This window comes from Trinickia diaoshuihuensis, assembly GCF_003390925.1.
Lineage (GTDB): Bacteria > Pseudomonadota > Gammaproteobacteria > Burkholderiales > Burkholderiaceae > Trinickia > Trinickia diaoshuihuensis.
On the sequence record NZ_QUBS01000088.1, the window covers coordinates 209,343 to 234,765 of the forward strand.

Consider the following 25,423-nt stretch of genomic DNA (forward strand, 5'->3'; position numbering starts at 1 on the left):
CATGAAGGCGATCATCAGGATAGGCGCGGGCGCGGGGTACTCGGGCGATCGGATCGAACCGGCTGTCGAGTTGGCGGAGTACGGCGAGCTCGATTATCTCGTGTTCGAATGCCTAGCCGAACGCACTATCGCGATCGCGCAGCAGTCTCGCCTGCGCGATCCATCGGCTGGCTACGACCCGTTGCTCGAAGCGCGCATGCGGGCGGTGCTGCCGATCGCCGCCAGGAAACACGTGCGCATCGTGTCGAACATGGGGGCGGCCAATCCGGTTTCCGCCGCACGAAAAACGGCGCGCATCGCACGAGAACTCGGCCTGCCAAACCTGAAGATCGCAGCCGTCACGGGCGACGATGTGCTGGACGTCGTCCTCGGCTCGTCCCTGCGTTTCGAGGAATCGGGGGATGACGTACGCGATTACGCAGAGCGCATCGTATCGGCCAATGCGTACCTCGGCGCCGCGCCGATCGTCGCGGCGCTGGCGGCAGGCGCGGATATCGTGCTGACCGGGCGCGTCGCGGACCCGTCGCTGTTCACGGCGCCGCTCATCCACGAGTTCGGCTGGCGCATGGACGACTGGAACACGCTCGGTCAGGCCACCGTGGTCGGCCATCTGCTCGAATGCGCGGGCCAGGTGACGGGCGGCTATTTCGCGGATCCCGGCCGCAACGATGTTCCGGACCTCGCGCGGCTTGGTTTCCCGATCGGCGAAGTCGATGCGCGCGGCAACGTCGTCATCGGCAAGGTCGCACACGCGGGCGGCTGCGTGACCGAGGCGACTTGCAAGGAACAGCTACTCTACGAAATTCACGATCCGGCGCGCTACTACCAGCCCGACGTCGTCGCGGATTTCACGCAGGTCCGAGTCGAGCGGGAGGCGAAAGACCGCGTACGCGTCACGGGCGGACGCGGCGTCGCGCGCACAGCGACGCTGAAGGTATCGGTCGGGTATGTCGATGGGTATATCGGCGAAGGACAAATCTCCTACGGTGGACCGAACGCGGTGGCACGGGCACGGCGCGCGCTCGATATCGTGCGCGAGCGGTTGGCGATCACGGGCGTCGATGCCAGCGAACTGCGCTTCGATCTGATCGGCGTGAACGCGCTCTATGGCGATCGCTTCGCGGCGTCCCATGAAGAGCCCTATGAAGTTCGCGTGCGCGTGGCGGGCCGCGTTTCGCGCAGGGAGGAAGCGGTGCGCATCGGCAATGAGGTGGAAACGCTTTACACGAACGGACCATCGGGCGGCGGCGGCGTGACGAAAGCGACGCGCGAAGTGCTCGCCGTGCAGTCGGTCCTGCTGCAGCGAGATAAAGTGAAACCCGTCTTCGAGATCGTGGAGGCCAGCGATGAAACTGCGTGAACTCGCCCACGGACGCACAGGCGACAAGGGAAATACGCTCAACGTCTCCGTCATCTGCTTCGACGAGGCGCATTACGCTTACTTGCGCGAAGTATTGACGCCCGAGCGCGTGAAGGCTCATTTCGGCGATGTGATCAAAGGCGATGTGTTGCGCTACGAACTCCCGCTATTGGGGGCATTCAACTTCGTGCTCGGTCAGGCGCTGGGCGGCGGGGTGACCCGATCGCTCGCGCTGGACGCCCACGGCAAATCCATGAGTTCAGCTCTTTTGGACCTTGAACTGAACAGCTAGCCGTTGTCGCCGCCCGCGACCGGTAACACCGCGCCTGTGATATAGCCTGCCTCGTCCGAAGCAAGAAAAAGAATCGGTGCGATCTGCTCATCCAGCGAGCCATAGCGTTTCAAGAATGTCGATTCGGTGACCTGCTTCACCGCTTGTGCCATCCACGCTTTCTCATGCTCGGTGTCTCCCGCGGCGTTGCGCGGCACCCGTCGCACGGGCGCCTCGGTTCCGCCAGGCGCCGCGGCGACCACACGGATGTTGTGCTGCCCATACTCCATCGCGAGCGACTGGGTCATCGCGTTGACGCCGCCCTTGGCCGCGGAGTAAGGGACACGGCGAATGCCCCGCGTTGCATTCGATGAAATGTTGACGATGGTTCCGCGACCTTGCGCGAGCATGTGCGGAAGCGCCGCGTGACAGGCATACAACGTAGGCATGAGCGAGCGGCGAATTTCCGCATCGATCTGCTGCGGTTCGAATTCGGCAAACGGCCGCATGCGAATGGCGCCGCCCACTCCATTGATGAGAATGTCGATTCGTCCGAACCTCTGCACCGCAAATGCCATCGTCGACGCCGCCCCTTCGTAGGTTTCGAGATCGGCGACGAAGCTTGCCGTATCGGCGTCCGTCGCTTCGGCAGCGACCTCGGAAACAAAATCCGCGCGGTCGACGAACAGGACTTTCGCGCCTTCCGCGGCGGCGCGCAAGGCGACGCCGCGGCAAATGCCTTGTGCCGCACCCGTGACGACCATGACCTTTCCATCGAATCGTTGAGCGTTCATGCGGTCACCGCGGTTGCGTTGGGCGTGAACTTCTCGTAGTGGAAACTGTGAGGCTTCACGCCGTTATCGTCGAAATACTTGCGCACCGCATCGACCATCGGCGGCGGGCCACACAGGTAAACGTCGACATCGCCGTCGTTCAGACATTCAGCCGGCATGTGCTGCGTCACCCAACCTTTGCGAGGATGGCTCGATGCCGCTTCCGCAACGACCGTACTGAACGTGAAGCCAGGCAGCTTTGCAGCGTAGGCCTCGATCGCGTCGACCTGTACGAGGTCGAGGTCGCGTGTGACCCCGTAGATGAGATGGACTTTGTGCTGCGAGTTTGCGCGCATCAGAACTTCCAGCATCGACAGGAACGGGGCCAGTCCCGTACCGCCGGCCAGGAACAACAGCGGGCGCTCCACGGCGCGCAGGTAGAAGCTGCCCAGCGGTCCGGTCATTTTCACTATGTGACCCGGTTGCGCTGAATCAAGCCAGGTGCTCATCACCCCGCCGGGAATCTTCTTAATGAGGAAGCTGATTTTCGATGCACCCGGTGCCGACGAGAACGAGTAGGAGCGGTGCTGTCCGCTGCCGGGAACATCGATGTTGACGTACTGTCCCGCAAGGAAAACGGGAGGGGCGCCACCGTCCACCTCCAACTCGAGAACCACGGCCGCATCGTTGTGCGGTTCGACTTTGGTCACCGTCGCGACGAATGTGCTTTGCCCGGTTTTACACGCCGTGGACGATGCCGGAACCGCAATGACGCAATCGCTTTTCGGCACCATCTGGCACGTGAGCACGAGCCCGCCTTCCTTCTCATCGTCGCTCAGCGCGTCTTCGATGTAGTCTTCGCCCAAATCATATTCGCCGTTTTCGGCGCGGCACTTGCAGGTGCCACAGACGCCGTCGGAGCAGTCCATCGGCAAATTGATCTTGGCGCGGAAAGCGGCGTCGAGCACTTTTTCGCCGGCCTTGCATTCGATGAAGCGGGTCACGCCGTCTTCAAAATTCAGTGCGATGTTATAGCTGCACATGCTGCCTCCTACTTCCTGTCTCACTGCGACCGGCGACGTCAGACGTGATAGACGTCGAGCACCTGGCGGATATAGTCGTTCTTCAACGCGATCTTCTTGCGGGCAATCAACAAGCGGTCGTCGACCTTGCGGAGGGTGACGTAGATGGTGCCGAAAAACTGATCGGTGATCTTGTAACGATGATTGAGCGTGTTGAAGTTGTAGCGGACGTCGATTTCGTTATCGCGTTGCGCGAGCACTTCCACATTGGTCACGTTGTGGCTAGTACGCGGCTCGGGCATCGACGCGCCGCTTCGCTCGGTCTTGATCCGGAATACGCGGTCTTCGAGCCCCCCTCGGTTCGGGTAGTACATCAGCGAGATTTGACTGTTCGGATCTTCGGTAAGCCTGTCATCGTCGTCCCAAGCCGGCATCCAGTATTGGACGTCGTCCGTATAGCAAGCCAACCACTCATCCCACTGACGGTCGTCCAAGAAACGCGCTTCCTGATAAAGCGCGTTGCAGATCGTTTGATAGTCGATGCTCATGCGGCCACCTCCGCCTGTTCCTTGCGCAGCGCTTCGCGCATCACCCTCGCCCAGTATTCGTGTTGAACCACGAAAAGTCCTTCGTCTTCGCTGCGCTCGCCCGAGATGAGCGGGTTCAAACCCATACCCTTTGCATTTGCGTCCGGCCCGTGAATCCACAGCGGCGCCCCCCGGGACATGTCGTTCCACATCGAGGCAGTGCCGGCGTAGCCCGCCTGGCACGCACGGAATTCCTCGAGATCGTCGCTCGTGCCCATACCCGACACGTTAAAGAAATCCTCGTATTGACGAATGCGGACGGCGCGGCTCTGTGCGCTCTCGCCCTTCGGTGCGAAGCAGAAGATGCTGACTTCCGTCTTGTCGACGCTGATCGGACGCACGACTCGAATCTGCGTGCTGAATTGGTCCATCAGGAAAACGTTGGGATACAAGCAAAGATTGCGCGTCTGGTTGACGATGTATTGGGCCTTGTTTTCTCCGACGCGCGCGGCGATTTCATCGCGATGTTGATAGATCGGGCGCACTTCCGGATTGAGCGTGTTGGTCCACAGCAGGATATGGCCGTGCTCGAAGCCGTAGACGCCCGCAATCGACTTGCTCCAGCCGTTGGCATCGACGGCCTTCGTGCCCTCCACTTTGCGGCGGCCCATCGTTGCCAAGTAATTCCAGTGAACGGTGCTGACGTGATAGCCGTCGCAACCGTTTTCCATCTGCAGTTTCCAGTTTCCGTCGTAGACGTAGGAAGAGTTGCCGCGCAATACTTCGAGCCCCTCCGGCGCCTGCGAGACGATTTGATCGATGATGACCTTCGTTTCGCCGAGGTAATCCTCGAGCGGCATGACGTCTTCGTTCAGGCTGCCGAAGAGGAACCCCCGGTAGTTCTCGAAGCGGGCGACCCTCTTCAGATCATGAGAGCCCTGCGTATTGAACTGCACCGGATACTCAGTGGTCTTCTCGTCCTTCACCTTCAGAAGCTTGCCCGCATTGGAGAACGTCCAGCCGTGAAACGGACAGGTGAAGCTGCCCTTGTTGCCGTGCTTGCGCCGGCAAAGCATCGCGCCCTTGTGTGCGCAAGCGTTGAGGACCGCATGCAATTGACCGGCTTTGTCACGCGTGATGACGATCGGCTGGCGGCCAATCCACGTGGTGTAGTAATCGTTATTGTTTGGAACCTGGCTTTCGTGTGCGAGGTATACCCAATTGCCCTCGAAGATGTGCTTCATCTCGAGCGCGTACAAATCCGGGTTCGTGAAAATGTCGCGACGGCAGCGGAAAACACCGTTTTCCCTGTCATCCTGAACAGCGTTGTTCAATATGTCGTCCAGTTGCCGTGCTTTATCGATCATTGCGGACATGCGTCATCTCCCCATGCCGGCTTCGTGACGAAGCCTTGTGCATCGGTTCAAGTAGTTCTTGCAGGGATATTGGCGGCCTAGCGGCAGGCTGCCAGGTGGGCGGTCACGCCGAGACAGAGGCTCGCGGGCGAGTCACCAACTGGTTGTCCGTGCCTTGAACCAGCGCCGTCAACCGGATGTTGAATTCGATCTCCTTGTACGCGTCGTCCTTCAGGCCAAGCGCCGCGCCGCCGGTCTTGTCGACGATGTGCGGTACGAGCTCTTCGCGAGTCGCGTAAGCGAAGTCATCCCAGATCAGCGGGTCGCCTTCGATGTTGATTTGCGTCGTCAGCTTGCGCGTCTTGTCGCTCGTCACGAAGAAATGCACGTGCGCCGGGCGGTTGCCATGGCGAGCCATCAAGTCGAGCAGTTGCTGCGTGGCGCCCTGCGGCGGGCAACCGTAGCCCACCGGCATGAGGGTTCGAAATTCGTACTTGCCGTCGGCGCCGGTCTTCACGGCACCGCGCAGGTTGAAGTCGTCCTGCGCGCCCGTCGGATCGAAATGCGAGTAAAAGCCCTTCGAGTTCGCGTGCCAGCATTCGACAACCGCGTCGGCCACGGGCTTGCCGTCGGGTCCGGTCACCGTGCCGCGAATGACGAGCGGACCTGCGTCTTCATCGGGGTTGAGGTCGATCTTGGCAACGCCATCGCGAACCGGGGCGCCCGCGACATACAGCGGTCCTTCGATGGTGCGCGGCGTGCCGCCGTGGATGTCCGCTTCGCGGTCTTGCGCATCCATGCGGATGTCGAGGTATTTCTCGAGGCCGAGACCCGCGGCGAGCAGAGCGGCCTCGCCGTCTTGTCCCAGTTTGTTGAAGTAGTTCACGCCGGCCCAAACCTCGTCGGGCGTCATGTCGAGGTCGTCGATCGCCTTGAAGAGGTCGCTGAGCAGACGATGAGTGATCTGCTTGGCGCGTGCATTGCCGTCCTGGCTTCCGAGGTTAGCGGCGGCCCTAAGCAGGCCCTGCACTTCCTTCGAGTCGAAAACGTTGGCGCTCATGTCTGCTCCTATCTCGCTATCTTTTTCGATGGGGTTAACCCTTGATTCAGATCGGCCCAGGTATGCTCAGAAGGTATAATCTGGCGCTGAAACAAGCGTGAAGGCAGAATAATGGACGCAAAAAGGCGCAGTCCAACACTGTTTTAGTATCGGGCTATATCCCGGAGGTATTGTATGGAACTGCGACATCTGCGCTATTTCGTGGCAGTGGCCGAAGAGCGAAACTTCACGCGCGCAGCAAACCGGCTTCATATCGCGCAGCCGCCGCTCAGCCGTCAGATACAGCAGTTGGAAGAGACGTTGGGCGTGCAGCTTTTCGAACGGAATTCGCGCCCCCTGAAGCTCACCGAGACGGGGAAGTTCTTCTACGAGCACGCCGTGCAATTGCTGGCGAAGACGTCGGAACTGGAATCGATGACCCGGCGAGTCGGCAATATCGAGCGCAGCATGTCCGTCGGTTTTGTCGCGTCGACGCTCTACGGGCTGTTGCCCAAAATAATCCGGCGTTTTCGGGACGAGAACCCGACGGTCGAGCTGAGCCTGCACGAGATGTCGACGATGGAGCAGATTCGGGCGCTCAAGGAAGGGATCATCGACGTAGGGTTCGGGCGCATCCGCATGGAAGACGCCAACATTCGGCGCGTCGTCCTGCGGGAAGAGAAGATGATCGTCGCTTTCCCGCTCGGGCATCCTCTTGCACTCGCCAAGCCGATCGCGGCCCTGCGGGACCTCGTCAACGAGACGCTCATCGTCTATCCGAAGACTCCGCGTCCGAGCTACGCGGACCAGGTCCTCGCGGCCTTTCAAGACCGAGGGCTCAAGCCCCGAAAGATCTATGAGGTTCGGGAAATCCAGATCGCGCTGGGACTCGTGGCTGCCGGCGAGGGAATTTCCGTCGTTCCAAGCAGCGTCTATGGCCTCAAGCGAGACGACGTCAGCTATCGTGAGCTCGACGACCCGACCCTTGTCTCGCCCATCATCATGAGCATGCGTGCGATGGACGAGTCGCGCGACCTCAAGGAGATGCTCGCTCTGATCTATCGGCTATACGAGGAGGAGCACATCCCCCATGTGCCCGCTGCGGACAAGGCGCCGTAGACGCGTCATACCCGCCGGGTATCGCACTAGACATCGATGGTCTTGGACAGGCGAACGTTGCGCACGCAATACTGCGGCAACCTGTCCATTTCGACCTTCCAGGTATGAACCCCCGAATCACTTCCGTCGAAACCATCCTGGTCGATCTTCCGACCATTCGCGCCCATCAGCTCTCCATGGCGACGATGCAGCGGCAAACCATGGTCATCATCCGCCTGCGATCGAGCGATGGCATCGAGGGCATCGGCGAAGCCACGACCATCGGTGGGCTGTCCTACGGCGAAGAAAGCCCCGAAGGGATCAAGCTGACCATCGACACCTACCTGGCGCCGGCGTTGATCGGGCAGGAAGCTGACAAAGTCAACGCGATCATGCTGATGCTGGCCAAGGTCGCGCGCGGCAATCGGTTCGCCAAGTCAGGCATCGAAACGGCGTTACTGGATGCTCAGGGCAAGCGCCTCGGCGTACCCGTCTCCACGTTGCTCGGCGGCGCTGTGCGCAAGACGCTGCCGGTTCTGTGGACGCTCGCCAGCGGCGACACGAATCGCGACATCGAGGAAGCGCAGATGTTGCTGGCCGAACGCCGCCACAACGTGTTCAAGCTGAAGATCGGCCGTCGCAGCGTGCGGGACGACGTGACGCACGCGTCCAAGATCAAAGCGGCACTGGGCGAGCGCGCCAAAGTGACCGTCGACGTCAACCAGGCATGGAACGAAGTCGAAGCTGCCTCCGGTATCGAAGCCCTCGAGGCTGCCGGTATCGACCTCATCGAGCAACCGACGCCGCGCGAGCAACGCGCAGCGCTGGCTCGGCTCGCGGCGCGTTTCGTCGTGCCCATCATGGCCGATGAAGGCGTCGCGGGTCCGGAAGATGCGCTCGAACTCGTGCGTGATGCTTGCGCGGATGTATTCGCGCTGAAGATCGCGAAGTCCGGCGGTATCTACGGAATGATTCGGACCGCTGCGATCGCCGATGCCGCGGGCGTCTTGCTCTACGGCGGGACGATGCTCGAGGGCAGTATCGGCTCCATCGCTTCGGCCCATGGCTTCAGCGCGCTGCCGCAGTTGGCATGGGGGACCGAGCTGTTCGGGCCTCTGCTGCTCAAGGATGACGTCGTGACGGCCCGCCCGCATTACCGCGACTTCGATCTACATATTCCGGAAGGCCCGGGGCTCGGGCTGCAAATCGACGAAGACAAGCTCGCGTTTTACCGTCGCGACAAGAAGGCGTGAACGCCTGTCACCGAAGTATCGACGTGACGTGCCCTCTTGCACACGGGAGCGCTACCTCTCTCAGGAGCAAACATGCTGTATCTCGTAAGAATGGACGTGCGCCTGCCGCACGACATGCCGCAGGCACTCGCCGATGAAATCAAAGCCCGCGAAAAGGCCTACTCGCAGGAACTACAGAGGGCGGGCAAATGGCAGCAACTGCATCGCATCGTTGGCGAGTACGCGAATTACAGCGTCTTCGATGTGGACTCGCACGACGAACTGCACACCATCTTGTCGGGCTTGCCCTTGTTTCCGTACATGACGATGCAGGTGACTCCGCTCGCGCACCATCCGTCGTCGATTCGCTGAGGGCTCGGGTTCACGTTGCGTTTCACGCCGCGAGCCGATGCTCGCGGTACGGCAATTTGCAACCTAAGCGCTGCTTTGCGCGCCTACGCCGCCTTCACGAGCTCGGCATCGATTGCCGAAACCAGCGCGGTATCGTCAGCCTCGACATCAGGCGCGAAGCGCGCCACGACCGTGCCCTCGCGGCTCACCAGAAACTTTTCGAAATTCCATAGCACGTCGGGTGCGGCATTCGGTTCGATACCGTAACCCTTCAGTCGCTCGCGAAACGGGCCGTCGCCGGTGGCCCGCGGCTGCGCTTCAGTCAAGACGCGATACAGCGGATGCTGGTCCTCACCGACGACCGAAATTTTCGAGAAGAGCGGAAACTTCACGCCAAAGGAAGCCGAGCAAAAGGCTTGAATCTCCTCATCGGTGCCCGGCTCCTGGCCCTTGAAGTTGTTTGCCGGAAACGCGAGCACTTCGAGACCATCCTCGCGCTTGCTTTCGTACAGCGCTTCCAGGCCTTCGTATTGCTTCGTCAAGCCGCATTTCGAAGCCACGTTCACGACGAGCAACACTTTGCCCTCGAAAGCACGCAGAGTCGTGGCGGTACCGTTGATCGCGTTTACCGGGATGTCGTACAGCGTCGTGCTCATATCGATGTCCTTCTCGTATTGACGGGTCAATGAAAAATTCGGCAGCGGGTATGCCGTGCCGGGCTGGCGTCTGCATCCCTTAGCGCAGGACCTTACCGGTCACTATTCGGTGAGAGTCAATGGCAACTGGCGTATGACGTTTACCTTTGACGGCACCGATGCGATTCTAGTGGACTACCAAGACTATCACTGAGGCAATCATGACTCGAATCTTCAATCCGCCGCACCCCGGCGAAACGCTGCGTGAAGACGTATTGCCGTTAATCCGATCCCGCTTCTTGAGTGCAACCAGTAGTTTCTCCGTGAGATCGAGTTCGACATCGTCACCCGCGGCTCGCGCCGCTGCTTCCGCGAAATCATCGAGGCCCGAGCGCTCGTATTGAACGTTCTGCGTATGAAGCGGGACAACAGGCACGGCTTAGGTTCTTGCAACGAGCGTAGCCCGTTCGAGCGCCAAGGGCGCCGAGACTACTCGTTCTCATCAAAATAATGACCGAACTTGACCTGCTTCGTCCGAATGTATCGTTCGTTCTCGTCGCGCACCGGGATCGCGAGCGCGACGCGCTCGCACACGGGAATGCCGTGACGCGAAAGCGTCTCGAACTTCTCGGGATTGTTGCTCATCAACCGCACCGAGGTCACATTCAGATCCCGCAGAATGGCAGCGGCGGAATCGTACTCGCGCGCATCGTCGGGTAAGCCCAGCTCGAGGTTGGCCTCCACCGTATCGAGCCCCTGCTCCTGCAACTGATACGCGCGGATCTTATTCGACAAGCCGATGCCCCGCCCTTCATGGCCGCGCAGGTAAAGCAGGACGCCGCGCCCTTCCGCCGCTATGTAGCGCAGCGCCAAATCCAGTTGTTCTCCGCAATCGCACCGGTACGAACCGAGCACGTCGCCCGTCAGGCATTCCGAATGCAAGCGCGTGAGGACGGATTCCTGGCCACCGACGTCGCCCATCACCAGCGCCAAATGTTCGGCCTCCCCCGCCGCGACGCGATAAGCGTACGAAGTGAATGTTCCGTACCGGGTGGGCAAAGTGGCCTTCGCGGCGAGCGAGACGCATTGCGTGGCGTGCTCGTCACCGGCATGCGGCGGCTGGGCTGACGTGGACATAACTAATTGATCGTGACTATAGAGCGTATATCGGTTGGCGCGCACCAACGGCCGGCCCGCGCACCGCGAGTTTAACCCTAATCGCCCACGGCAGCCCGCCAGGGGCGCCACCGCACCGCGCGTCACCGCCTATACTGGGACATAGCCCTGCGTCGGCACGAACGTGCGGCGCTGGCCGATCCCCGCCCCAACGAAAACAGAAGACGGAGACTCATATGCCCAACGTAGCGCAGATTCTCAAGTCGAAGCTGGACGATCCGCAAGCCGCAAAGAGAATCGCTCAAGCGCCGGTCATCACGATCGATGCCCAATCATCGGTTTTCGAAGCCGTCAAAATGATGGCTCAGCATCAAATCGGCGCACTCATCGTCACCGAAGGAAACGAAGGGAAGATCGCGGGAATCATCACCGAGCGCGATTACGCCCGCAAAATCGTCTTGCTGGACCGCTCATCGAAGTCCACCGCGGTCGGCGAGATCATGACCAAACAAGTGCTGCATGTACGGATGACGGACACCACCGAGGACTGCATGGCACTCATGACCGAACACCGAATGCGCCACCTGCCGGTCATCGACAACGGCAAGCTCGTGGGTATGGTCTCGATCGGCGATTTGGTCAAAGCGATCATCTCCGAGCAGCAGTTCACCATCCAACAGCTCGAACATTACATCTCGGGCGTCCATATCTAAGTCGTGCCCGCCGCGAGTGCGCCCCGCACTCGCCATCCATCCCGCCCGCGCGGGCAGCCCTGTCGCGTGGTTTCCCGCTCCTCCCTTTTTCCGCTGGATCGCGAAAACGGTTCGTTTCCGCTAATGACTTTTGCAATCCTCGCAAATATCAAGAACCCCAAAATACGAAGGGCCACCGCATTTACAACAAAACATCCAATGGTATCGGTTTAAACCGCCGTCAACTACTAGAATTAGGCAGCACATCCACGCTGACTCCGAACCAGGTTTGAAATCGATCCCGCGCGCCCCTCGGTCGAGCTTCTATTCAAAAGCCCCATTTTTACTCCGACAATACCCCACATACCAGGTAGCAGCAGGATAGTATTCAAACGGTCTGTTAGATTCATACAAAATGAGAGCGGCCTGAAACGATTCTCGGTAGATCGGGCAATTTACCTGTTTCGGGCAAGTAATATTTTCGATATCCGAGGACATATGTCACGCCACTTTATTGAACCCATGTCACCGCTTTGGCGCGCGACCGACGAGAAAACATGGTTTGAGGCGCTCGCGCTACTAGGTAGAAAATACGGTTTCGAGCACACGCTATTTGCGGTAGTACCGAGGCCAGGCATGCGTTTTAGCGACGCTTATCTGCGCAGCACCTATGACGCGAGCTGGCGTGAGACGTATAACGAGCGAGCCCTTTTTCACATCGACCCGACCGTCGCTCACTGCCTAACCCAAACTTCGCCGTTGATTTGGACATCGTCGAATTTTGCCGAAGTCAACCAACGGGAAATGTACGAGGAGGCTTGCCAGTATGGTCTGTGCAGCGGCATTGCGCTGCCGATCCACGGCCCGAAGCAGGAAGTGGGGATGCTGTGCTTCGTGCGTGACGAGCAGCCCCCCAATGGGCTCGACGCGCACGTGGAGCGTAATTTGCCGATGTTGACGCTGCTGCGCGACGTCGCTTTCGATACGAGCCAGCGTTTTTTGGACGGTTATACCGAACGGCTCGTACCGAAACTGACCCCGCGCGAATACGAATGCCTGAAATGGACCGCGCAAGGGAAGTCCACGTGGGAGATTGCCAAGATCTTCGGTTGCTCCGAAGCGACCGTGAACTTTCATATGACCAACATTCGGAGCAAATTCGGCGTCAGTTCGCGAAGCGCCGCCGCGGTCAAGGCGACCCGAATGGGGTTGATAGATCTTGATTGACGAGGGCCGGCCGAACGGCCGGCGACCGCTTTTGCGACACGCTGCGGATGTCTTCGTCCGAAATTCGTGCCTCGAAATAGAGCCTCAGGAGGATCATCACGGGTTTCGGGATATTCGCGCCCAGTTCGAAACGGCTACCGCGCGACTGAGTTACGCCGAAACGGGCCCAGAAGGTCTTTTGGCTTTCCTTAACTTGCCTGCGATAAGCCTGAACGAAGGCACTGTTGATTTCGGTCCGAACCGGCCGGGCCGCATCTTCAGTTTGCGGTTGACGAATATCGGCTAAGGACATGATTTTCACCTGTTCAAGGGACGTACTCGATACACGCATCATCCCAACTGTCACCGATGTTTTGTACCTATCTTGCTTGACAGTTACACCTAGCACGCAAACTGCATATGGTCGGTGCCCCTTAGCCGCACGACAATCCGGGAGAGCGAGATGACTATGACGATTACGATCGATAAACAAAGCCGCTTCGATCTCGACGCACTCGCGCAAATGTATCGGCTGCGCGCCAAGATTTTCGGCGAGCGGATGGGATGGGAAGTGGCGGTGTTATCGGGGATGGAAATCGACGAATATGACGCCCAGTCGCCCCACTACATGATAATGCGAGATATTTACAACGAAGTATGCGGGTGTTGGCGGCTGTTACCCACCGAAGGGCCATATATGCTGCGCAATACGTTTCCCCAACTGCTTTACTCGCAAAACGCCCCCGTCTCCCCGCGAATCTGGGAATTAAGCCGTTTTGCGGTCGTCTCGCGCGAAAAAACGCGCTTCGGTTTCGGCCAATTAGCGCTGGACGCCATGCGAGCCGTCGTCGTATTCGCCGATCGCCACGCGATCACGCATTACGTAACGGTTACGACGACCGGTGTGGAGCGTCTACTCCAGCGAGCGGGGATTGCGACGCGGCGCTATGGCCCGCCGATCCGGATCGGAAACGCCGACGCGCTGGCGCTGTCCATCGACCTCGGCGAACAAACCCATGAGGCGCTATTTCGCGGCGCCGAGTCCGATATGTCGGCTTACGGCGGGTTCGAGCAATCGCTTGGGGCCACTCACGAAAGCGCTGCCCGGCTCATAGAACCTGAGCGGCTCGTGCATTTCGCGAGTCAGCCCGATGCGCTTGGTCACGGCGATCCGCGCAGGCGCCGCACCGCGCTCGTCTAAACGCCCGATCCATAGCGCGTGGCCCGCGCACAGGTCGATCCCGTCCCATTCCGGACCGATGGCGAATGCGGCGCACAACCGCCCCGGGCCACGCGCAAGATCGGTATCTTTGACTCCGCCGCGCCGCTCGCGCATGAGGGGCAAGCCATCGAGCGGCTCGACGGCCCGCAGCAGCACCGCCGCCCCCTTCCCCTCGGCTTCGGCCGACATATTGATCATGTACGACGCGCCATAGACGAGGCGCACGTACGCGTGGCCGGGTGCTCGGAACAACGCGCCGTTGTACGAACGCAACCCTCGATAGGCGTGACTCGTCGAGTCGCCGATGGGATAAGCCTCGGTTTCGACGAGGCGGCCGCTGACCCGCCCTCGCGGCGAATCGTGAACGAGACATTTTCCGACCATGAAGCGCGCGAGCTCGACCGTATCGATCGGCAATTCGTCGCGCCGCAAAGGAACGATGCAACGCTGCGCCGGCCCGGCGCATACCGGTCCGGTCACGCTGGCGGGCCCAGTCACACGCCGCCCGTTTGGCATGCGCGCGCGACGCGGCATGCCGCGAGGTCCCAGGCAGCGCAGCCCACGCTCTTGAAGACGACCGGCATCCGGGCGTCATCCGCGCCGGAAGCCGGCGTCCCCCGCTTGGCCAATACATCGGCCAGCGCGCCGACGCGTCCCCAATCGACGCCCGCCTGGATGAAATCGCCGGCCTCATGAGGCGCCCCCTCGGGATCGTCGACGTAAAGGGCGCTGCCCCGCAGCGTGCGCGCACCGATTTCCGCCATTTCAGGTGTGAACGCCCCAACGCCGACCACGAGCCGGTCGACGCGAGCCGGCTCGTCATAGACGGGCGCGCGACTCGTCGTCAGCGCAATCACGACGTCGACGCTTTCGGCAATCGCAACGCCTTCGTCCGGCCGCATGTCGAGACGCCCTCCATGCCGCGCGCAAAATGCGCGGGCACGCTCGGCTGAACTGCCGCGCACCGTCACGCGAGCCTCGGGATAGACGGCAGCCAGCGCATCGGCATGATGCGCCGCTTGCGTACCCGTGCCGATGAGCAGCACATCGCGCGGCGGCCCGCTCAGGAACGTACGCAGCGCCAGCAGCGTCACGGCAGCCGTGCGCCGGCCGGTCACGGTGGGGCCGTCGAGCGCCAGTAGAGCTTCCCCCGTATCGGGATCGGACACGCTCACCTGACCGTGAATCGTCGGCAACGCCCGTTCCCGGTTGGCTGGACACACGGTAACGAGCTTATGAATGGCCAAATCGCGCGCCGCCGCCGGCATCGACAGCATGATCCCCCCTCGATTGAGCGGTACCACGAGCCGGGCGGGACTCGCGATCTCGCCGCGCGCGGCATCCAGGCACGCCTGACCGAGCGCATCGACGAGTGCCGGAAACGGGGTAAGCCCGGCTGTTGCCTCGGCATCGAAGAACGGTATCGTCATAGGGTTATCTCCAATACGGGACTTTGCTCGCCGCTATCGCGCCGCGAGCGCTTGGGAATAAGGATACGGCCATGCGCCGCGGGGACGAAATCGAACATTCGGCAATTGCCTGAGATATCGCCATTGACCACCAGTAACGAACGTAACCTGTCGATACATATTTGACGAGCGCGGCGCGACGTGTTGCCCGTTAAAATACGCCCCGCCTCCATACTTTTACCGCTGCGGTCAAGCCTCGTGGCCCGGCGATACTCGATCCGTGACCGCTACCTACGCCGCAGCGCCCTGAAGCAGCATGACCACAGAAGCCACATTAGCGGACTCACTCGCCGTTGCCGATCGCGTGCGCGCGCTGATGGTTCGTCATGGCATCGGCAAACGGCAGCAAACCACCGAGCTGTGCCGGATCCTCGATCTGAGCTTTTCGCAGGGACACCGCAAATTGCGCGGGAGCAGCCCCTGGACGCTCGCGCAGATCCGCAAAGTCGCGCAAGCCTTCGGCGAGCCCCCCACGCAGCTTTTCGGCGCCCAGGAGAACGGCCTCGGCGCAGCCGGGGCGCAACCGCGCGAGGCGACGCTGAACCTCGGCGGCTTCGAGGGCCCGTGCATCGCGTGGATCGGCGGCCCGCTCGGCCCCTACGAGCGCACCGAATTCGTCGCGTACGGCGAAGGCGAGCGCTGGCGTATCGTTCGATGCGACGGCGCACCCGGTGAGCACGCGCATGAAGTGCAGAAGATCGAGATTCATCCGCGCCGGGGCGAAGCGCAAAGAGCGACGGTCGCTGTCGTCGATGCCGACCGAGCCGCCGCCGAGGCGCTGTGCGACTATCTCCTGCAGAACGGTTTCGAGGCGCTCGCCTACGATCGGCTCGCCGCGTTCACCGATGCGCTTCAGACGCAAACGTTTGACGCGGTCGTGACCGATTGGCTGTTCGACTCGTGCACGGCGGCCGCGGCGATCGAATCGGTGCGCCGCTCCGCGCAGCCCGATGCCCCGATCTTCCTGCTCACCGGCGATTTGCTCACCGGCAAGGCAAGCGAATCGGAGATCAGCGAGGTCATCCGCCGTTTCGACGTGGCTTGCTACGAAAAGCCCGCCCGTCTGGCCATTCTCGTCGCGGATCTCTCGAAACGATTGGGCCGGGTATAAGCAGGAAGCCGCCAGCGCGCCGGCCCGCCGCCAGGCGTGATCGATCGGCCCCGGCAAAGCCGGGGCCGCGAAGCGCGCGTTCAAACGTCGAACTTCACGCCCTGCGCGAGCGGCAACTCGCGGCTGTAATTGATCGTGTTCGTCGCGCGGCGCATGTAGTTCTTCCACGCGTCCGATCCCGATTCGCGCCCGCCGCCCGTTTCCTTCTCGCCGCCGAACGCTCCACCGATCTCGGCGCCGCTCGTGCCGATGTTCACGTTGACGATGCCGCAATCGCTGCCGGCCGCCGACATGAACTGCTCCGCTTCGCGCATGTCGTTCGTGAAGATGGCCGACGACAACCCTTGCGGCACGGCGTTATGTACGGCAAGCGCTTGGTCGAATTCGTCGTAGACGAGGACGTAGAGGATCGGCGCGAACGTTTCGCGCTCGACGACGGCCGTTTGCGCGGGCATCCGCACGATCGCCGGACGCACGTAAAAGGCACCGTCGTGGCCGACATCGACACGCTCGCCGCCCAGCACTTGGCCGCCGTCCTTGCGCGCCTCGGCAAGCGCCGTCTGCATCGCATCGAACGAGCCGCGGTCGATGAGCGGACCCACGAGCGTATCGCTCTCGAGCGGATCGCCCACCTTCACCGATGCGAATGCCTTTTCCAACCGCGGCAGCAATTGATCGGCCACGCTGCGATGCACGATCAGGCGGCGCAGCGTCGTGCAGCGTTGACCCGCGGTGCCGACCGCGGCGAACGTGACGGCGCGCACGACGAGATCCAGATCGGCGCTCGGGGCCACGATCATGCCGTTGTTGCCGCCGAGTTCCAGGATGCTGCGAGCGAGCCGCTTGCTGAGCGTTTGCGCCACTTCGACGCCCATGCGGACGCTGCCCGTCGCACTCACGAGCGGCACTTTATGCGAACGCGTCAGCGCCTCGCCCACGTCGCGGCCGCCGATGACCAATTGCGAGAGCCCTTGCGGAGCCACGCCGGGATGCGTTTCATCGAAGCGCCGCAGCGCTTGTTCGAACAACGCTTGGCAAGCAATGGCGGTGAGCGGCGTCTTTTCCGACGGTTTCCAGACGACGGGATCGCCGCATACGAAGGCCAGCGCCGCATTCCAGGCCCATACGGCCACGGGGAAGTTGAACGCGGAAATCACGCCGCAGACGCCGAGCGGATGCCACGTCTCCATCATCCGATGGCCGGGACGCTCAGAGGCGATCGTCAAACCGTAAAGCTGGCGCGAAAGACCCACGGCGAAATCGCAGATGTCGATCATTTCCTGGACTTCGCCGAGGCCTTCCGAACGGATCTTGCCCGCTTCGAGCGTCACGAGCCTGCCTAGCGCATCCTTGTTTTCACGCAATACGTTGCCGAAGACGCGCACGAGTTCGCCGCGCAGCGGCGCGGGCACGGTGCGCCACTTCAGGAAGGCCGCATGGGCGGCATCGATCTTGCGCTCGGCGCCGGCGGCCGAATCGACGGCGAGCGTCGCCAGCGTCGCGCCGTCGCGCGGCGAGCGGGCCGTGAGGGCATCGCCCTTCCAAGCCGAAAGGTCGACGCCTAGCGCTGCGAAAATATCGTTGACTACCATCACGTCCTCTTTAGTCGAGTTACTTACTTCGTCAAAATTCGTCTGAAACGTCTCATTCGCCCATTACGTGAAACGCTCGCATCCAGCGATTGAAGCGCGTTCGCCGCGCGCACGCAAGCGGCTAGTCCCGCGCCAGCGCTTGAGCGAGCCTGCGCGCGCCTTCGAACCCTTCCGCTTCGCTCGGCGCGGCGAAGGACAGCCGCAAACTACTCGCGTCCGCCTCTCGCACGAAGAACGCGGTGCCCGGCACGAACATTACGTTGCGCTCGATCGCTCGCTTGAGCACGTCGCCGGCGTCGCGTCCGCCGGTCAGCCGGGCCCAAACGAACATCCCGCCTTGCGGTGCGCAAAACTCGATGTCGTCCGGTGCGAAATGCGTCAAAGCCTTCAGCAGCGCATCGCAGCGCGACCGGTACGCGCCGACGATCGTTCGCAAATGCGACGCCAAGCTTCCGCTGTCGAGATAATGCCGCGCCGCTTCCTGCGATAGCGGCGACGTGCACAGATCGCTCGTTTGCTTGGCGACGATCATTCTGCGCGCGATCGCCGCGGGTGCGACGGCCCAGCCGATCCGCAGCCCGGGCGCGACGATCTTCGACAAACTGCCGAAATAGACCACCCAACCGCGCGCGCCGGGACAAGCATCGGCCAGCGCCAAGATCGGCGGAACCGGCGTGCCGGAGAAGCGCAATTCGCCGTACGGATCGTCCTCGACGAGCACGATCCGGTGCCGCGCCGTGAGCCGCACGAGCGCCTCGCGCCGCGCGCGCGGCAGCGTCGCGCCGGTCGGATTGGCGAATGTCGGAACGGTGTAGAGCAGTTTCGGCCGATTCGGCCCCTGCCACGCATCGAGTTGAGCGGCGAGCGCATCGACGTCGATGCCGTCGCTATCGGTGCGCACCGCGACGATATTCGCGCCCGCGAGCCGCAGCGCCTGGATCGCGGCGGGATAGGCCGGCTCCTCGATGAGCGCGGTGTCGCCCGGCACGATCAACGTCCGCACGAGCAAATCGAAGCCCTGTTGCGAGCCGGTCGTCACGATGATGTCGTCGGCGCCGCACTCGACGCCGCGCGTCCCCATGAGCCGCGCAAGCGAGCGGCGCAACAACGGCGCGCCGGCCGTATCGCCATATTGCAGACATGCGATGGGGTCGCTTCGGTAAGCGGCCTCCAGCGCTTGCCCGAGGCCGTCGCGATCGAACAAATCCTTCGAAGGGTAGCCGCCCGCGAACGAAATCATGCCGGGCCGGCCGACGTACTTGAACAACTCGCGGATCGGCGAGCCCTGCGGCGCGCGAAACGGCGCGGCGAACGCGTAGGCATCGTCCGGGGTATCGGCTCGCAGCGTATGCGCTGACGTCATCGGTTTCCTCTCGCCTCCAACAGTGCGCGGAGCAGCCCCGCCAAGTTCGGATCAGGCCGCCGCGGTCATTTTGAAGATGCCGGTCGCGTTGCCCGCGTCGAAACCAAGATCGAGCGCGACCCGCCCCGTCTCCTCGTCGACGTAAGTGTCGCGCGTGATGAACTCGTAGAACGAACCGGGCACTTCATGGCGTACCTCCGTGCCGTCGTCGCCGCGGAACACACGCACCACCCGGTCGGCTTGGAACGCGGTCTGCTTGACGCGCCCCGACTTCGATACCTCCACGCGCTCTTTGATGGGCCGACCCAACGCGCGCTGCGCATCGGCGACGGCGAACACGTCGGCGACGCGGTCGGTCGCATGGTTGAACGCGTTGCCCTCGGTTGCGATCCACGCCATTTCGGCGGACTCGGCGAGCAGCGTCCGGTAGTCCGAGAAGCGCGGCGCCATATGCTGCCGGTCGAAACAGCGCACGAGGACGGGCAGCAAGGCACAGGCGTCGGCCAGCGGCAGCGACGCGTCGCGTTCGAGTTCGGCAAGCCATGCCACCGCTTGCGGCGTCAGCGGATCGACGGACGAACCGATGACGTTCGTCACGGCTTGCTGAAACTCGGCGGAGAAACGCTCGGGGTGCAATTCGCTGACGAAGAATTGAGCGATGTGATCGGGCGCGTCCAGATGCGCGTACGAACGCCCCGTCATTTTGATGCGATCGAGCGGGTAGGTCCCGTTCAAACGGTAACCGAGCGGCTTCAAGATGCGCGTGAAGGCAGCCTCGCCCGGCGGCAGCGCACCGCAGTGCGGCCAACGTACCGTGCGCAGCGCGCCGTGATCGAATTGCACGCGTGCGCCTTCGCGCACCACGTCATCGGTGTAGGCGCGGCCGGTCGGCACGCGCTCGAGCAGCCCGGCAAAGAGCGCCATATTCAGGGCTTGTGACAGTTCGATGCGCGTGACGATGCCCGGCTCGCAGCGCTCCACGGCGGCCGGCACATTCATCAATTTCACCAACTGCTCGGCGGCACCGGCTCCGCAAGCGGCCTCGAGCATCGTTTCCAAGTTGCTGTTCATCGCATCGTTCCCCGTTTTCGTGTGCTGCCGAAGCTCGATGCTCCAGCCATGCAGGCGGCCAATACGCGCTAGGACACCCACCGATCGATCGACATTGTGGCCGTCGCCCTATCCTTCCACAATTGATTTAAACTCACGACTTCATTCCTAAAACGCACCAACTCAACCTCAGACGAAAGCGATCGCGCGTCTAGACATCGATGAGAAAAGGCATCCCGAATCTCGCCGCGCTGCAGGTGTTCGAGGCGGCGGCACGGCACGAAAGCTTTACGCGCGCGGCCGACGAGCTGGCGCTCACGCAAAGCGCCGTATGCCGGCAAGTCGCCTCGCTCGAGCACCGGCTCGGGGTGGCTTTGTTCCTGCGCATCAAGAAACGCGTGGTATTGACGCCGCACGGGCGCCATTACGCGACGCAGATTCGCAAGAGTTTGGAGCGCATCGAGCGCGACACGCTGGAATTGATGGCGCAGCGCGGCATCGGGCGCGTCCTGGAACTCGCGGTGGTGCCGACCTTCGCGAGTCAATGGCTGATTCCGCGCTTGCCGCAATTTCGCACGCTGCGGCCCGACATCACGATCAATTTATCGATCCGCACCGAACCGTTCCTCTTCAGCGATTCGCCATTCGACGCCGCGATTTACTTCGGCCGCTCCGTGTGGCCCGGCGCTCAAGGCACGCTGCTGTTTCGCGAAGGCAATGCGGTGCCCGTTTGCAGCCCCGCGCTGACGGCGGGGTGCGCGCCGCTCACGCGCGAGCGGCTAGCGGACATGCCGCTATTGCATCTTTCGACGCGGCCCGACGCCTGGCGTGAATGGTTCCGCGCCCATGGCTTCGGCGAGGATGCGCGCGCCGTACGCGGACCGCGCTACGAACTCTTCACGATGCTGTCGAGCGCGGCGCTGGCGGGGATGGGCGTCGCGTTGATGCCCGAGATCTTGATCTCCGACGAACTCGCCTCGGGGCGGCTCGCGGTGGCGCTCGACATGCCCCTGCCGAGCGATGCCGGCTACTTTCTCGCGGCGCCCGACGCGGTTGCGAACGACGAGCCGTTCGTCGCCCTCTCGCAGTGGCTCATGTCCCTCGTGCCGGAGCCGGCGGTTACGCCGCCGCAGCCTCATGAACGATCCAATCGCGAAACGCCTGCATCGCGGGCGACACCCGCTTCGATTTGAGCCACGTCAGCCAATAATTGCCCGTGCTGACCTCGATCTCGAACGGACGCACGAGCCGGCCCGTTTGAAGTTCGCGCTCGAACATGCGGGCGGGCGCGAGCGCTACGCCGGCCCCGAGCATCGCCGCCTCCACCATCAGGCGCGACGAGTCGAATACCGGCCCGCGCACCGCGCCGGCCGGCAACCCCGCTTGCGCGAGCCATAACGCCCATTCGTCCGCGCGATACGAGCGCAGCAGCGTTTCGGCCATAAGGTCGCGCGGCGCGCTCAATCGCTGCGCCACCTCGGGCGCGCATAGCGCGGTCAGCGGCGCGTCCAGCAAGGCCGCCGCCTGCGTGCCGGGCCAGTTGCCATCGCCGAAGCGAATCGCGAAGTCGAACCCTTCCGCGGCGAAATCGACGAGGTTGTTGTGCGTGAGCAGCCTAAGCTCGGCGAACGGATGCGCGGCGCGAAACCGATTGAGCCGCGGCATGAGCCAGCCCACGGCGAAGGTGCCCACCACCCCCACCGTCAGCACCTCGTGAAAGTGGCCGCCCTCGAATTGCTTGAGCACCGCGTCGATGCGGCCGAACGCATCGGAGACGACGGGCAACAGCGCCTGGCCCTCGTCCGTCATCCCGAGCCCGCGCGGCAGCCGTTTGAACAGTTGTGCGCCGAGGCGCTCCTCGAGCGCGCGAACTTGCTGGCTGACGGCGGCCTGGGTGACGTTGAGCTCGCGCGCCGCGCGCGTGAAGCTCAAATGGCGCGCCGACGATTCGAACGCGCGCAAGGCATTGAGCGGCAGATGTCTTGCCATACCCGATAACCCATAAGAAATAGTTTTGCGTCTGAAAAATTATCGTCGATTGTGGCGGAACGTCGAAAACGCGATATTCATGCCTCTTTCAATGGAGAAGACAACATGCAAAGAAGGCGATTCGTCGGCACGGCGCTGGGCGCAATCATAGCTGGCCTATCGGCTCCCGTATGGGCAAAGCCGGCAGGCGGACCGAAGCAGGACACACGGGTGCGCGCCATCGAGGCGGAACTGGCCTCGATCGAACAGGGCGTCGGGGCTCGGCTCGGCGTGGCGATTCACGATCTCGAGACGGGGCTGCGGACAGGTCGCCGTTGCAGCGAGCGATTCCCGATGTGCAGCACGTTCAAGCTGATGCTTGCCGCGAGCGTGCTCGCACGTGTCGATCGACGCCAAGAGGAGCTGGAGCGCCGGATCGTCTTCGGCGCGGATCGCATCGAGCAATACGCGCCGGTCACGCGGCAGCACGTGGGCGCGCCCGGGATGAGCGTCGCGGAGCTATGCGACGCGGCCGTCACGATGAGCGACAACACCGCGGCGAACGTGTTGCTCGACACGATCGGCGGCCCGCCCGGCTTCACGGCATTCATGAGAGGGTTGGGCGATACTGTCACGCGCCTCGATCGCACCGAACCGACTGTGAATACGGCAACTCCGGGCGATCCGCGCGATACCACCACGCCCGTTGCGATGCTCGGCAGCTTGCGAAAGGTGCTGCTTGGCGACGCGCTCTCGCCGGCGGCGCGTGCCCAGCTACTGGCATGGGGAGCCGGCAACCGCGTCGGCGATGCGCGCTTGCGCGCGGGGGTGCCGCGCGATTGGCGCGTCGCCGACAAAACGGGAACCGGCGAGCGCGGAACGACGAACGACATCGGCATCCTGTGGCCGCAAGACCGGGCGCCGATCCTCGTCACCGTTTATCTCACCGAAACGGATGCACCCGATCGCGCCCGGGAAGCCGCGATCGCCGACGTCGCCCGCACGGTGGCGCGGCATCTGGCGTTGCGCAATAACCTTTGAGGAGGACCCCTCGCATGCATACGGCAGCAACGAGCTTTTACGAAGCCACCGTTCGGCGCGCGCAGCGGCCCGCGCTCGGCCGAGCGCGCGAGCAAGCCGATGTCTGTGTCGTAGGCGGCGGTTTTGCGGGGCTTGCCACGGCACTCGGGCTGGTCGAACGCGGCATGCGCAATGTCGTCGTCCTCGAAGCGCAGCGCGTGGGCTTCGGCGCCTCGGGGCGTAACGGCGGCTTCGTCTTCGGCGGTTATAGCCTCGAATGCGCCGATTTGCTTCGCCTGCTCGGCGAAAAAGACGCTCGTGCGACGTACGGGCTGACGGTCGATGCCGTTCGGTTGATCGGCGAGCGCATCGCGCGCCACGCGATCGACTGCGACGTCGTGAACGCCGGCGTCATTCTCGCCGATTGGTTCGGCCGCCCCGAGGCACTCGAAGCACAACGCCAATTGATGGCGCGTTCTTTCGGCGTGCAATGGGAGCCGATTTCGAAGCACGCGCTGCGCGATCGTCTCAAGACCGACCGGTACCATGGCGGACTGCTCGAACCGCACGGGTTTCATTTTCACCCGCTCAAATACGCGTTGGGAATCGCCGACGCTTTGGCGAGCGCCGGCGTGCGCATCTACGAGCACAGCGCGGTGCTGGGCGTGCGGCGCGAGAACGGCGGTTACGTCGTGACGACCGCGAATGGATCGATAGAGGCCGGTCACGTCGTGATGGCCGTCGGCGGATACGGCCGCGGCGTCTACCGCCAAGTGGAGCGCGCCGTACTGCCGATCGCCACGTATGTCGTCGCGACCGAACCGCTCGGGGCCCGCCTCCAAGAGGCCATCGACTGCGCGGCGGCCGTCTACGATACGCGCTTCTCTTTCGACTATTACCGCGCCCTGCCCGACACACGCATCTTGTGGGGCGGGCGAATCTCGATCTTCGAACGCGATCCGCAGACGATCGCCAGATTGTTGATGCGCGACTTGTTACGCGTGTATCCGCAGTTGAAGGGAATCGAGATCGATCATGCTTGGGGCGGATTGATGAGCTACGCGCGCCATAAGATGCCGCAGATCGGCCGTTGCGCCGACGGCGTTTGGCACGCGGTCGGGTTCGGCGGACACGGCGTGGCGCCGACGACGGCAGCCGGCGAACTGATCGCCGCCGCCATCGCCGAGGCGCAGCCGATTCCGGCGCCGTTCGCCCGCTTTGGGCTCGAACCCGTACACGGCATTCTCGGGCTCGCCGCCGCCGAACTGACCTACCTCACGAAAATCGCGAGCGATGCGATCGCGCAGCGCCGGCAACGCTAACCGCAAGCGCACGCGCATTTAGCGCGGCGCTTGTGCTCACTGCACCATCGGCACTTCGACGTTGTCGGGACCCGGTCCGGCCGGCGCGGTCGCCGCGCCCGATTCCACGATCGCCCGGTTGACGAGCGCTCGGGCCTCCGTGCTGCTCGCATCGATGGAGAGTGCCTTGCCCGCGTTATGCCAGACGCAGTTCCAGCGCGCTTGAACGACGCACGCATGCGCTTCGCTCAACGACGCATCGCGCGCCTGCTCTCGCGAGAGCAGTTGATCGCGCAATGCGAGCGCGTCGCCGTTGCGAGGATCGGCGCTCAGCGCGCGTGCGAGCGACGCCCGAGCGCCGCGCAGATCGCTCTTCGACAATTGCGCCTGCGCGTTCGCCAGCGCGTACGCGGCCGCTGCCCGCCCTGACGGTGCCTGAGCGCGCTGCGCCTTCGATCTGCTCGATTGCCGCGCGGGCGCATCCGTCGCCGCCGTATCGTCGGCTTGCTCGCGCACTTGCGCCGATCGAGTATCGCTTTGCGTCGGTCTATTGTCCGCCATCGCGTCCTGAGTCGCGCTCGGCTGCGTCTGCGCGTTCGTAGCCGGCGCCGCCGGCGGCGCGGGCGCCGGTGCCGCCGCCGCGGGCGTGG

The 25,423-nt window shown here is 62.8% G+C and carries 25 protein-coding genes and 3 pseudogenes; 13 read left to right on the plus strand and 15 right to left on the minus strand.

Annotated features, from left to right (window positions below):
- Position 1: 1 nt before the first annotated feature.
- Positions 2–1,360, plus strand: a complete 1,359-nt coding sequence (locus DXT59_RS27140; protein ID WP_116141185.1) for an acyclic terpene utilization AtuA family protein — start codon at positions 2–4, stop codon at positions 1,358–1,360.
- Positions 1,347–1,652, plus strand: coding sequence for an AtuA-related protein (locus DXT59_RS27145; protein ID WP_116141104.1), 306 nt, complete (start codon positions 1,347–1,349; stop codon positions 1,650–1,652). The genes DXT59_RS27140 and DXT59_RS27145 overlap by 14 nt, the downstream gene beginning before the upstream one ends.
- Here DXT59_RS27145 and benD read toward each other — a convergent pair.
- The 5 genes from benD to catA all read right to left on the minus strand — a co-directional run bounded on the left by benD (position 1,649) and on the right by catA (position 6,368).
- Positions 1,649–2,425, minus strand: a complete 777-nt coding sequence (benD, locus tag DXT59_RS27150; RefSeq protein WP_116141106.1) for a benzoate diol dehydrogenase BenD — start codon at positions 2,423–2,425, stop codon at positions 1,649–1,651. The genes DXT59_RS27145 and benD overlap by 4 nt on opposite strands.
- Positions 2,422–3,447 carry a benzoate 1,2-dioxygenase electron transfer component BenC gene (benC, locus tag DXT59_RS27155; protein WP_116141108.1) on the minus strand — a complete coding sequence of 342 codons (1,026 nt, stop codon included), beginning with the start codon at positions 3,445–3,447 and terminating at the stop codon, positions 2,422–2,424. Before benC ends, benD begins: the two co-directional genes overlap by 4 nt.
- Before the next feature lie 38 nt (positions 3,448–3,485).
- Positions 3,486–3,974, minus strand: coding sequence for a benzoate 1,2-dioxygenase small subunit (gene benB / locus DXT59_RS27160; protein WP_116141110.1), 489 nt, complete (start codon positions 3,972–3,974; stop codon positions 3,486–3,488).
- Positions 3,971–5,329, minus strand: a complete 1,359-nt coding sequence (locus tag DXT59_RS27165; protein WP_116141112.1) for a Rieske 2Fe-2S domain-containing protein — start codon at positions 5,327–5,329, stop codon at positions 3,971–3,973. Before DXT59_RS27165 ends, benB begins: the two co-directional genes overlap by 4 nt.
- Before the next feature lie 103 nt (positions 5,330–5,432).
- Positions 5,433–6,368: a catechol 1,2-dioxygenase gene (gene catA, locus DXT59_RS27170; RefSeq protein WP_116141114.1), complete on the minus strand. Its 936-nt coding sequence runs from the start codon at positions 6,366–6,368 to the stop codon at positions 5,433–5,435.
- Between the two features lie 174 nt (positions 6,369–6,542).
- Here catA and DXT59_RS27175 point away from each other — a divergent pair, with 174 nt between their 5' ends.
- From DXT59_RS27175 to catC, 3 genes are all read left to right on the plus strand, one after another.
- Positions 6,543–7,466 (plus strand): LysR family transcriptional regulator, encoded by a 924-nt coding sequence (locus tag DXT59_RS27175; protein WP_116141116.1) that lies wholly within the window; start codon positions 6,543–6,545, stop codon positions 7,464–7,466.
- 104 nt (positions 7,467–7,570) lie between these two features.
- Complete coding sequence (locus DXT59_RS27180) at positions 7,571–8,698, plus strand: muconate/chloromuconate family cycloisomerase (RefSeq protein ID WP_116141118.1); 1,128 nt, start codon at positions 7,571–7,573, stop codon at positions 8,696–8,698.
- Between the two features lie 72 nt (positions 8,699–8,770).
- The gene (gene catC, locus DXT59_RS27185; RefSeq protein ID WP_116141120.1) at positions 8,771–9,049 is read left to right on the plus strand and encodes a muconolactone Delta-isomerase; all 279 of its coding nucleotides are present in this window, start codon (positions 8,771–8,773) and stop codon (positions 9,047–9,049) included.
- 83 nt (positions 9,050–9,132) lie between these two features.
- Here the strand turns inward: catC and DXT59_RS27190 are convergent, their stop codons facing one another.
- Positions 9,133–9,684 (minus strand): glutathione peroxidase, encoded by a 552-nt coding sequence (locus DXT59_RS27190; RefSeq protein WP_116141122.1) that lies wholly within the window; start codon positions 9,682–9,684, stop codon positions 9,133–9,135.
- A gap of 55 nt (positions 9,685–9,739) precedes the next feature.
- On the opposite strand from DXT59_RS27190, the pseudogene DXT59_RS27195 reads away from it, so the two are divergent.
- Positions 9,740–9,877, plus strand: a pseudogene (locus DXT59_RS27195) (type II toxin-antitoxin system RelE/ParE family toxin); the annotation flags it as partial.
- Positions 9,878–10,152: 275 nt separating this feature from the next.
- Here the strand turns inward: DXT59_RS27195 and ribA are convergent.
- A complete protein-coding gene (ribA, locus tag DXT59_RS27205; protein ID WP_116141126.1) occupies positions 10,153–10,800 on the minus strand; it encodes a GTP cyclohydrolase II in 648 nt (215 codons plus the stop codon).
- A gap of 215 nt (positions 10,801–11,015) precedes the next feature.
- Here ribA and DXT59_RS27210 point away from each other — a divergent pair, with 215 nt between their 5' ends.
- Entirely contained in the window at positions 11,016–11,492 is a 477-nt protein-coding gene (locus DXT59_RS27210) for a CBS domain-containing protein (RefSeq protein WP_116141128.1), read from the plus strand.
- 501 nt (positions 11,493–11,993) lie between these two features.
- A complete protein-coding gene (locus tag DXT59_RS27215) occupies positions 11,994–12,698 on the plus strand; it encodes a helix-turn-helix transcriptional regulator (protein ID WP_116141130.1) in 705 nt (234 codons plus the stop codon).
- On the opposite strand, the gene DXT59_RS31360 is transcribed toward DXT59_RS27215, so the two are convergent.
- Positions 12,661–12,990 (minus strand): helix-turn-helix domain-containing protein, encoded by a 330-nt coding sequence (locus tag DXT59_RS31360; protein ID WP_240324701.1) that lies wholly within the window; start codon positions 12,988–12,990, stop codon positions 12,661–12,663. The genes DXT59_RS27215 and DXT59_RS31360 overlap by 38 nt on opposite strands.
- A gap of 210 nt (positions 12,991–13,200) precedes the next feature.
- On the opposite strand from DXT59_RS31360, the pseudogene DXT59_RS27225 reads away from it, so the two are divergent.
- Positions 13,201–13,689, plus strand: a pseudogene (locus DXT59_RS27225) (acyl-homoserine-lactone synthase); the annotation flags it as partial.
- 12 nt (positions 13,690–13,701) lie between these two features.
- Here DXT59_RS27225 and DXT59_RS27230 read toward each other — a convergent pair.
- Together DXT59_RS27230 and lhpI are read right to left on the minus strand one after the other, a co-directional pair.
- Positions 13,702–14,433, minus strand: a complete 732-nt coding sequence (locus DXT59_RS27230) for a DNA-3-methyladenine glycosylase (RefSeq protein WP_420823433.1) — start codon at positions 14,431–14,433, stop codon at positions 13,702–13,704.
- Positions 14,394–15,329: a bifunctional Delta(1)-pyrroline-2-carboxylate/Delta(1)-piperideine-2-carboxylate reductase gene (gene lhpI / locus DXT59_RS27235; protein WP_116141132.1), complete on the minus strand. Its 936-nt coding sequence runs from the start codon at positions 15,327–15,329 to the stop codon at positions 14,394–14,396. The genes DXT59_RS27230 and lhpI overlap by 40 nt, the downstream gene beginning before the upstream one ends.
- Before the next feature lie 295 nt (positions 15,330–15,624).
- On the opposite strand from lhpI, the gene DXT59_RS27240 reads away from it, so the two are divergent.
- Positions 15,625–16,479, plus strand: a complete 855-nt coding sequence (locus DXT59_RS27240; RefSeq protein WP_116141134.1) for a helix-turn-helix domain-containing protein — start codon at positions 15,625–15,627, stop codon at positions 16,477–16,479.
- 80 nt (positions 16,480–16,559) lie between these two features.
- Here the strand turns inward: DXT59_RS27240 and amaB are convergent, their stop codons facing one another.
- The 3 genes from amaB to DXT59_RS27255 all read right to left on the minus strand — a co-directional run bounded on the left by amaB (position 16,560) and on the right by DXT59_RS27255 (position 20,505).
- Complete coding sequence (gene amaB, locus DXT59_RS27245; protein ID WP_116141136.1) at positions 16,560–18,071, minus strand: L-piperidine-6-carboxylate dehydrogenase; 1,512 nt, start codon at positions 18,069–18,071, stop codon at positions 16,560–16,562.
- A 121-nt stretch (positions 18,072–18,192) separates the two neighbouring features.
- Positions 18,193–19,434: an aminotransferase-like domain-containing protein gene (locus DXT59_RS27250; RefSeq protein ID WP_116141138.1), complete on the minus strand. Its 1,242-nt coding sequence runs from the start codon at positions 19,432–19,434 to the stop codon at positions 18,193–18,195.
- A gap of 51 nt (positions 19,435–19,485) precedes the next feature.
- On the minus strand, positions 19,486–20,505 hold the full coding sequence (locus DXT59_RS27255) for a DUF1338 domain-containing protein (protein ID WP_162878259.1): 1,020 nt from the start codon (positions 20,503–20,505) through the stop codon (positions 19,486–19,488).
- 200 nt (positions 20,506–20,705) lie between these two features.
- Between DXT59_RS27255 and DXT59_RS27260 the strand changes: the two genes are divergently transcribed.
- On the plus strand, positions 20,706–21,677 hold the full coding sequence (locus DXT59_RS27260) for a LysR substrate-binding domain-containing protein (RefSeq protein WP_116141140.1): 972 nt from the start codon (positions 20,706–20,708) through the stop codon (positions 21,675–21,677).
- On the opposite strand, the gene gcvA is transcribed toward DXT59_RS27260, so the two are convergent.
- Positions 21,604–22,473, minus strand: coding sequence for a LysR family transcriptional regulator (gene gcvA / locus DXT59_RS27265; protein ID WP_116141143.1), 870 nt, complete (start codon positions 22,471–22,473; stop codon positions 21,604–21,606). The two genes, DXT59_RS27260 and gcvA, sit on opposite strands and share 74 nt — an antisense overlap.
- Positions 22,474–22,578: 105 nt before the next feature.
- On the opposite strand from gcvA, the gene bla reads away from it, so the two are divergent.
- Complete coding sequence (bla, locus tag DXT59_RS27270; RefSeq protein WP_116141145.1) at positions 22,579–23,493, plus strand: class A beta-lactamase; 915 nt, start codon at positions 22,579–22,581, stop codon at positions 23,491–23,493.
- A gap of 14 nt (positions 23,494–23,507) precedes the next feature.
- On the plus strand, positions 23,508–24,794 hold the full coding sequence (locus DXT59_RS27275) for an NAD(P)/FAD-dependent oxidoreductase (RefSeq protein WP_116141147.1): 1,287 nt from the start codon (positions 23,508–23,510) through the stop codon (positions 24,792–24,794).
- Between the two features lie 36 nt (positions 24,795–24,830).
- On the opposite strand, the pseudogene DXT59_RS27280 reads toward DXT59_RS27275, so the two are convergent.
- Positions 24,831–25,423 (minus strand): annotated as a pseudogene (locus DXT59_RS27280) (hypothetical protein); the annotation flags it as partial.

Excerpts from the sequence above, each read along its gene's own strand:
- DXT59_RS27140 (WP_116141185.1), top strand. The coding sequence starts at position 2 with ATGAAGGCGATCATCAGGATAGGCGCGGGCGCGGGGTACTCGGGCGAT.
- DXT59_RS27145 (WP_116141104.1), top strand. The coding sequence starts at position 1,347 with ATGAAACTGCGTGAACTCGCCCACGGACGCACAGGCGACAAGGGAAAT.
- benD (WP_116141106.1), bottom strand. The coding sequence starts at position 2,425 with ATGAACGCTCAACGATTCGATGGAAAGGTCATGGTCGTCACGGGTGCG.
- benC (WP_116141108.1), bottom strand. The coding sequence starts at position 3,447 with ATGTGCAGCTATAACATCGCACTGAATTTTGAAGACGGCGTGACCCGC.
- benB (WP_116141110.1), bottom strand. The coding sequence starts at position 3,974 with ATGAGCATCGACTATCAAACGATCTGCAACGCGCTTTATCAGGAAGCG.
- DXT59_RS27165 (WP_116141112.1), bottom strand. The coding sequence starts at position 5,329 with ATGTCCGCAATGATCGATAAAGCACGGCAACTGGACGACATATTGAAC.
- catA (WP_116141114.1), bottom strand. The coding sequence starts at position 6,368 with ATGAGCGCCAACGTTTTCGACTCGAAGGAAGTGCAGGGCCTGCTTAGG.
- DXT59_RS27175 (WP_116141116.1), top strand. The coding sequence starts at position 6,543 with ATGGAACTGCGACATCTGCGCTATTTCGTGGCAGTGGCCGAAGAGCGA.
- DXT59_RS27180 (WP_116141118.1), top strand. The coding sequence starts at position 7,571 with ATGAACCCCCGAATCACTTCCGTCGAAACCATCCTGGTCGATCTTCCG.
- catC (WP_116141120.1), top strand. The coding sequence starts at position 8,771 with ATGCTGTATCTCGTAAGAATGGACGTGCGCCTGCCGCACGACATGCCG.
- DXT59_RS27190 (WP_116141122.1), bottom strand. The coding sequence starts at position 9,684 with ATGAGCACGACGCTGTACGACATCCCGGTAAACGCGATCAACGGTACC.
- ribA (WP_116141126.1), bottom strand. The coding sequence starts at position 10,800 with ATGTCCACGTCAGCCCAGCCGCCGCATGCCGGTGACGAGCACGCCACG.
- DXT59_RS27210 (WP_116141128.1), top strand. The coding sequence starts at position 11,016 with ATGCCCAACGTAGCGCAGATTCTCAAGTCGAAGCTGGACGATCCGCAA.
- DXT59_RS27215 (WP_116141130.1), top strand. The coding sequence starts at position 11,994 with ATGTCACCGCTTTGGCGCGCGACCGACGAGAAAACATGGTTTGAGGCG.
- DXT59_RS31360 (WP_240324701.1), bottom strand. The coding sequence starts at position 12,990 with ATGTCCTTAGCCGATATTCGTCAACCGCAAACTGAAGATGCGGCCCGG.
- DXT59_RS27230 (WP_420823433.1), bottom strand. The coding sequence starts at position 14,433 with ATGCCGCGTCGCGCGCGCATGCCAAACGGGCGGCGTGTGACTGGGCCC.
- lhpI (WP_116141132.1), bottom strand. The coding sequence starts at position 15,329 with ATGACGATACCGTTCTTCGATGCCGAGGCAACAGCCGGGCTTACCCCG.
- DXT59_RS27240 (WP_116141134.1), top strand. The coding sequence starts at position 15,625 with ATGACCACAGAAGCCACATTAGCGGACTCACTCGCCGTTGCCGATCGC.
- amaB (WP_116141136.1), bottom strand. The coding sequence starts at position 18,071 with ATGGTAGTCAACGATATTTTCGCAGCGCTAGGCGTCGACCTTTCGGCT.
- DXT59_RS27250 (WP_116141138.1), bottom strand. The coding sequence starts at position 19,434 with ATGACGTCAGCGCATACGCTGCGAGCCGATACCCCGGACGATGCCTAC.
- DXT59_RS27255 (WP_162878259.1), bottom strand. The coding sequence starts at position 20,505 with ATGAACAGCAACTTGGAAACGATGCTCGAGGCCGCTTGCGGAGCCGGT.
- DXT59_RS27260 (WP_116141140.1), top strand. The coding sequence starts at position 20,706 with ATGAGAAAAGGCATCCCGAATCTCGCCGCGCTGCAGGTGTTCGAGGCG.
- gcvA (WP_116141143.1), bottom strand. The coding sequence starts at position 22,473 with ATGGCAAGACATCTGCCGCTCAATGCCTTGCGCGCGTTCGAATCGTCG.
- bla (WP_116141145.1), top strand. The coding sequence starts at position 22,579 with ATGCAAAGAAGGCGATTCGTCGGCACGGCGCTGGGCGCAATCATAGCT.
- DXT59_RS27275 (WP_116141147.1), top strand. The coding sequence starts at position 23,508 with ATGCATACGGCAGCAACGAGCTTTTACGAAGCCACCGTTCGGCGCGCG.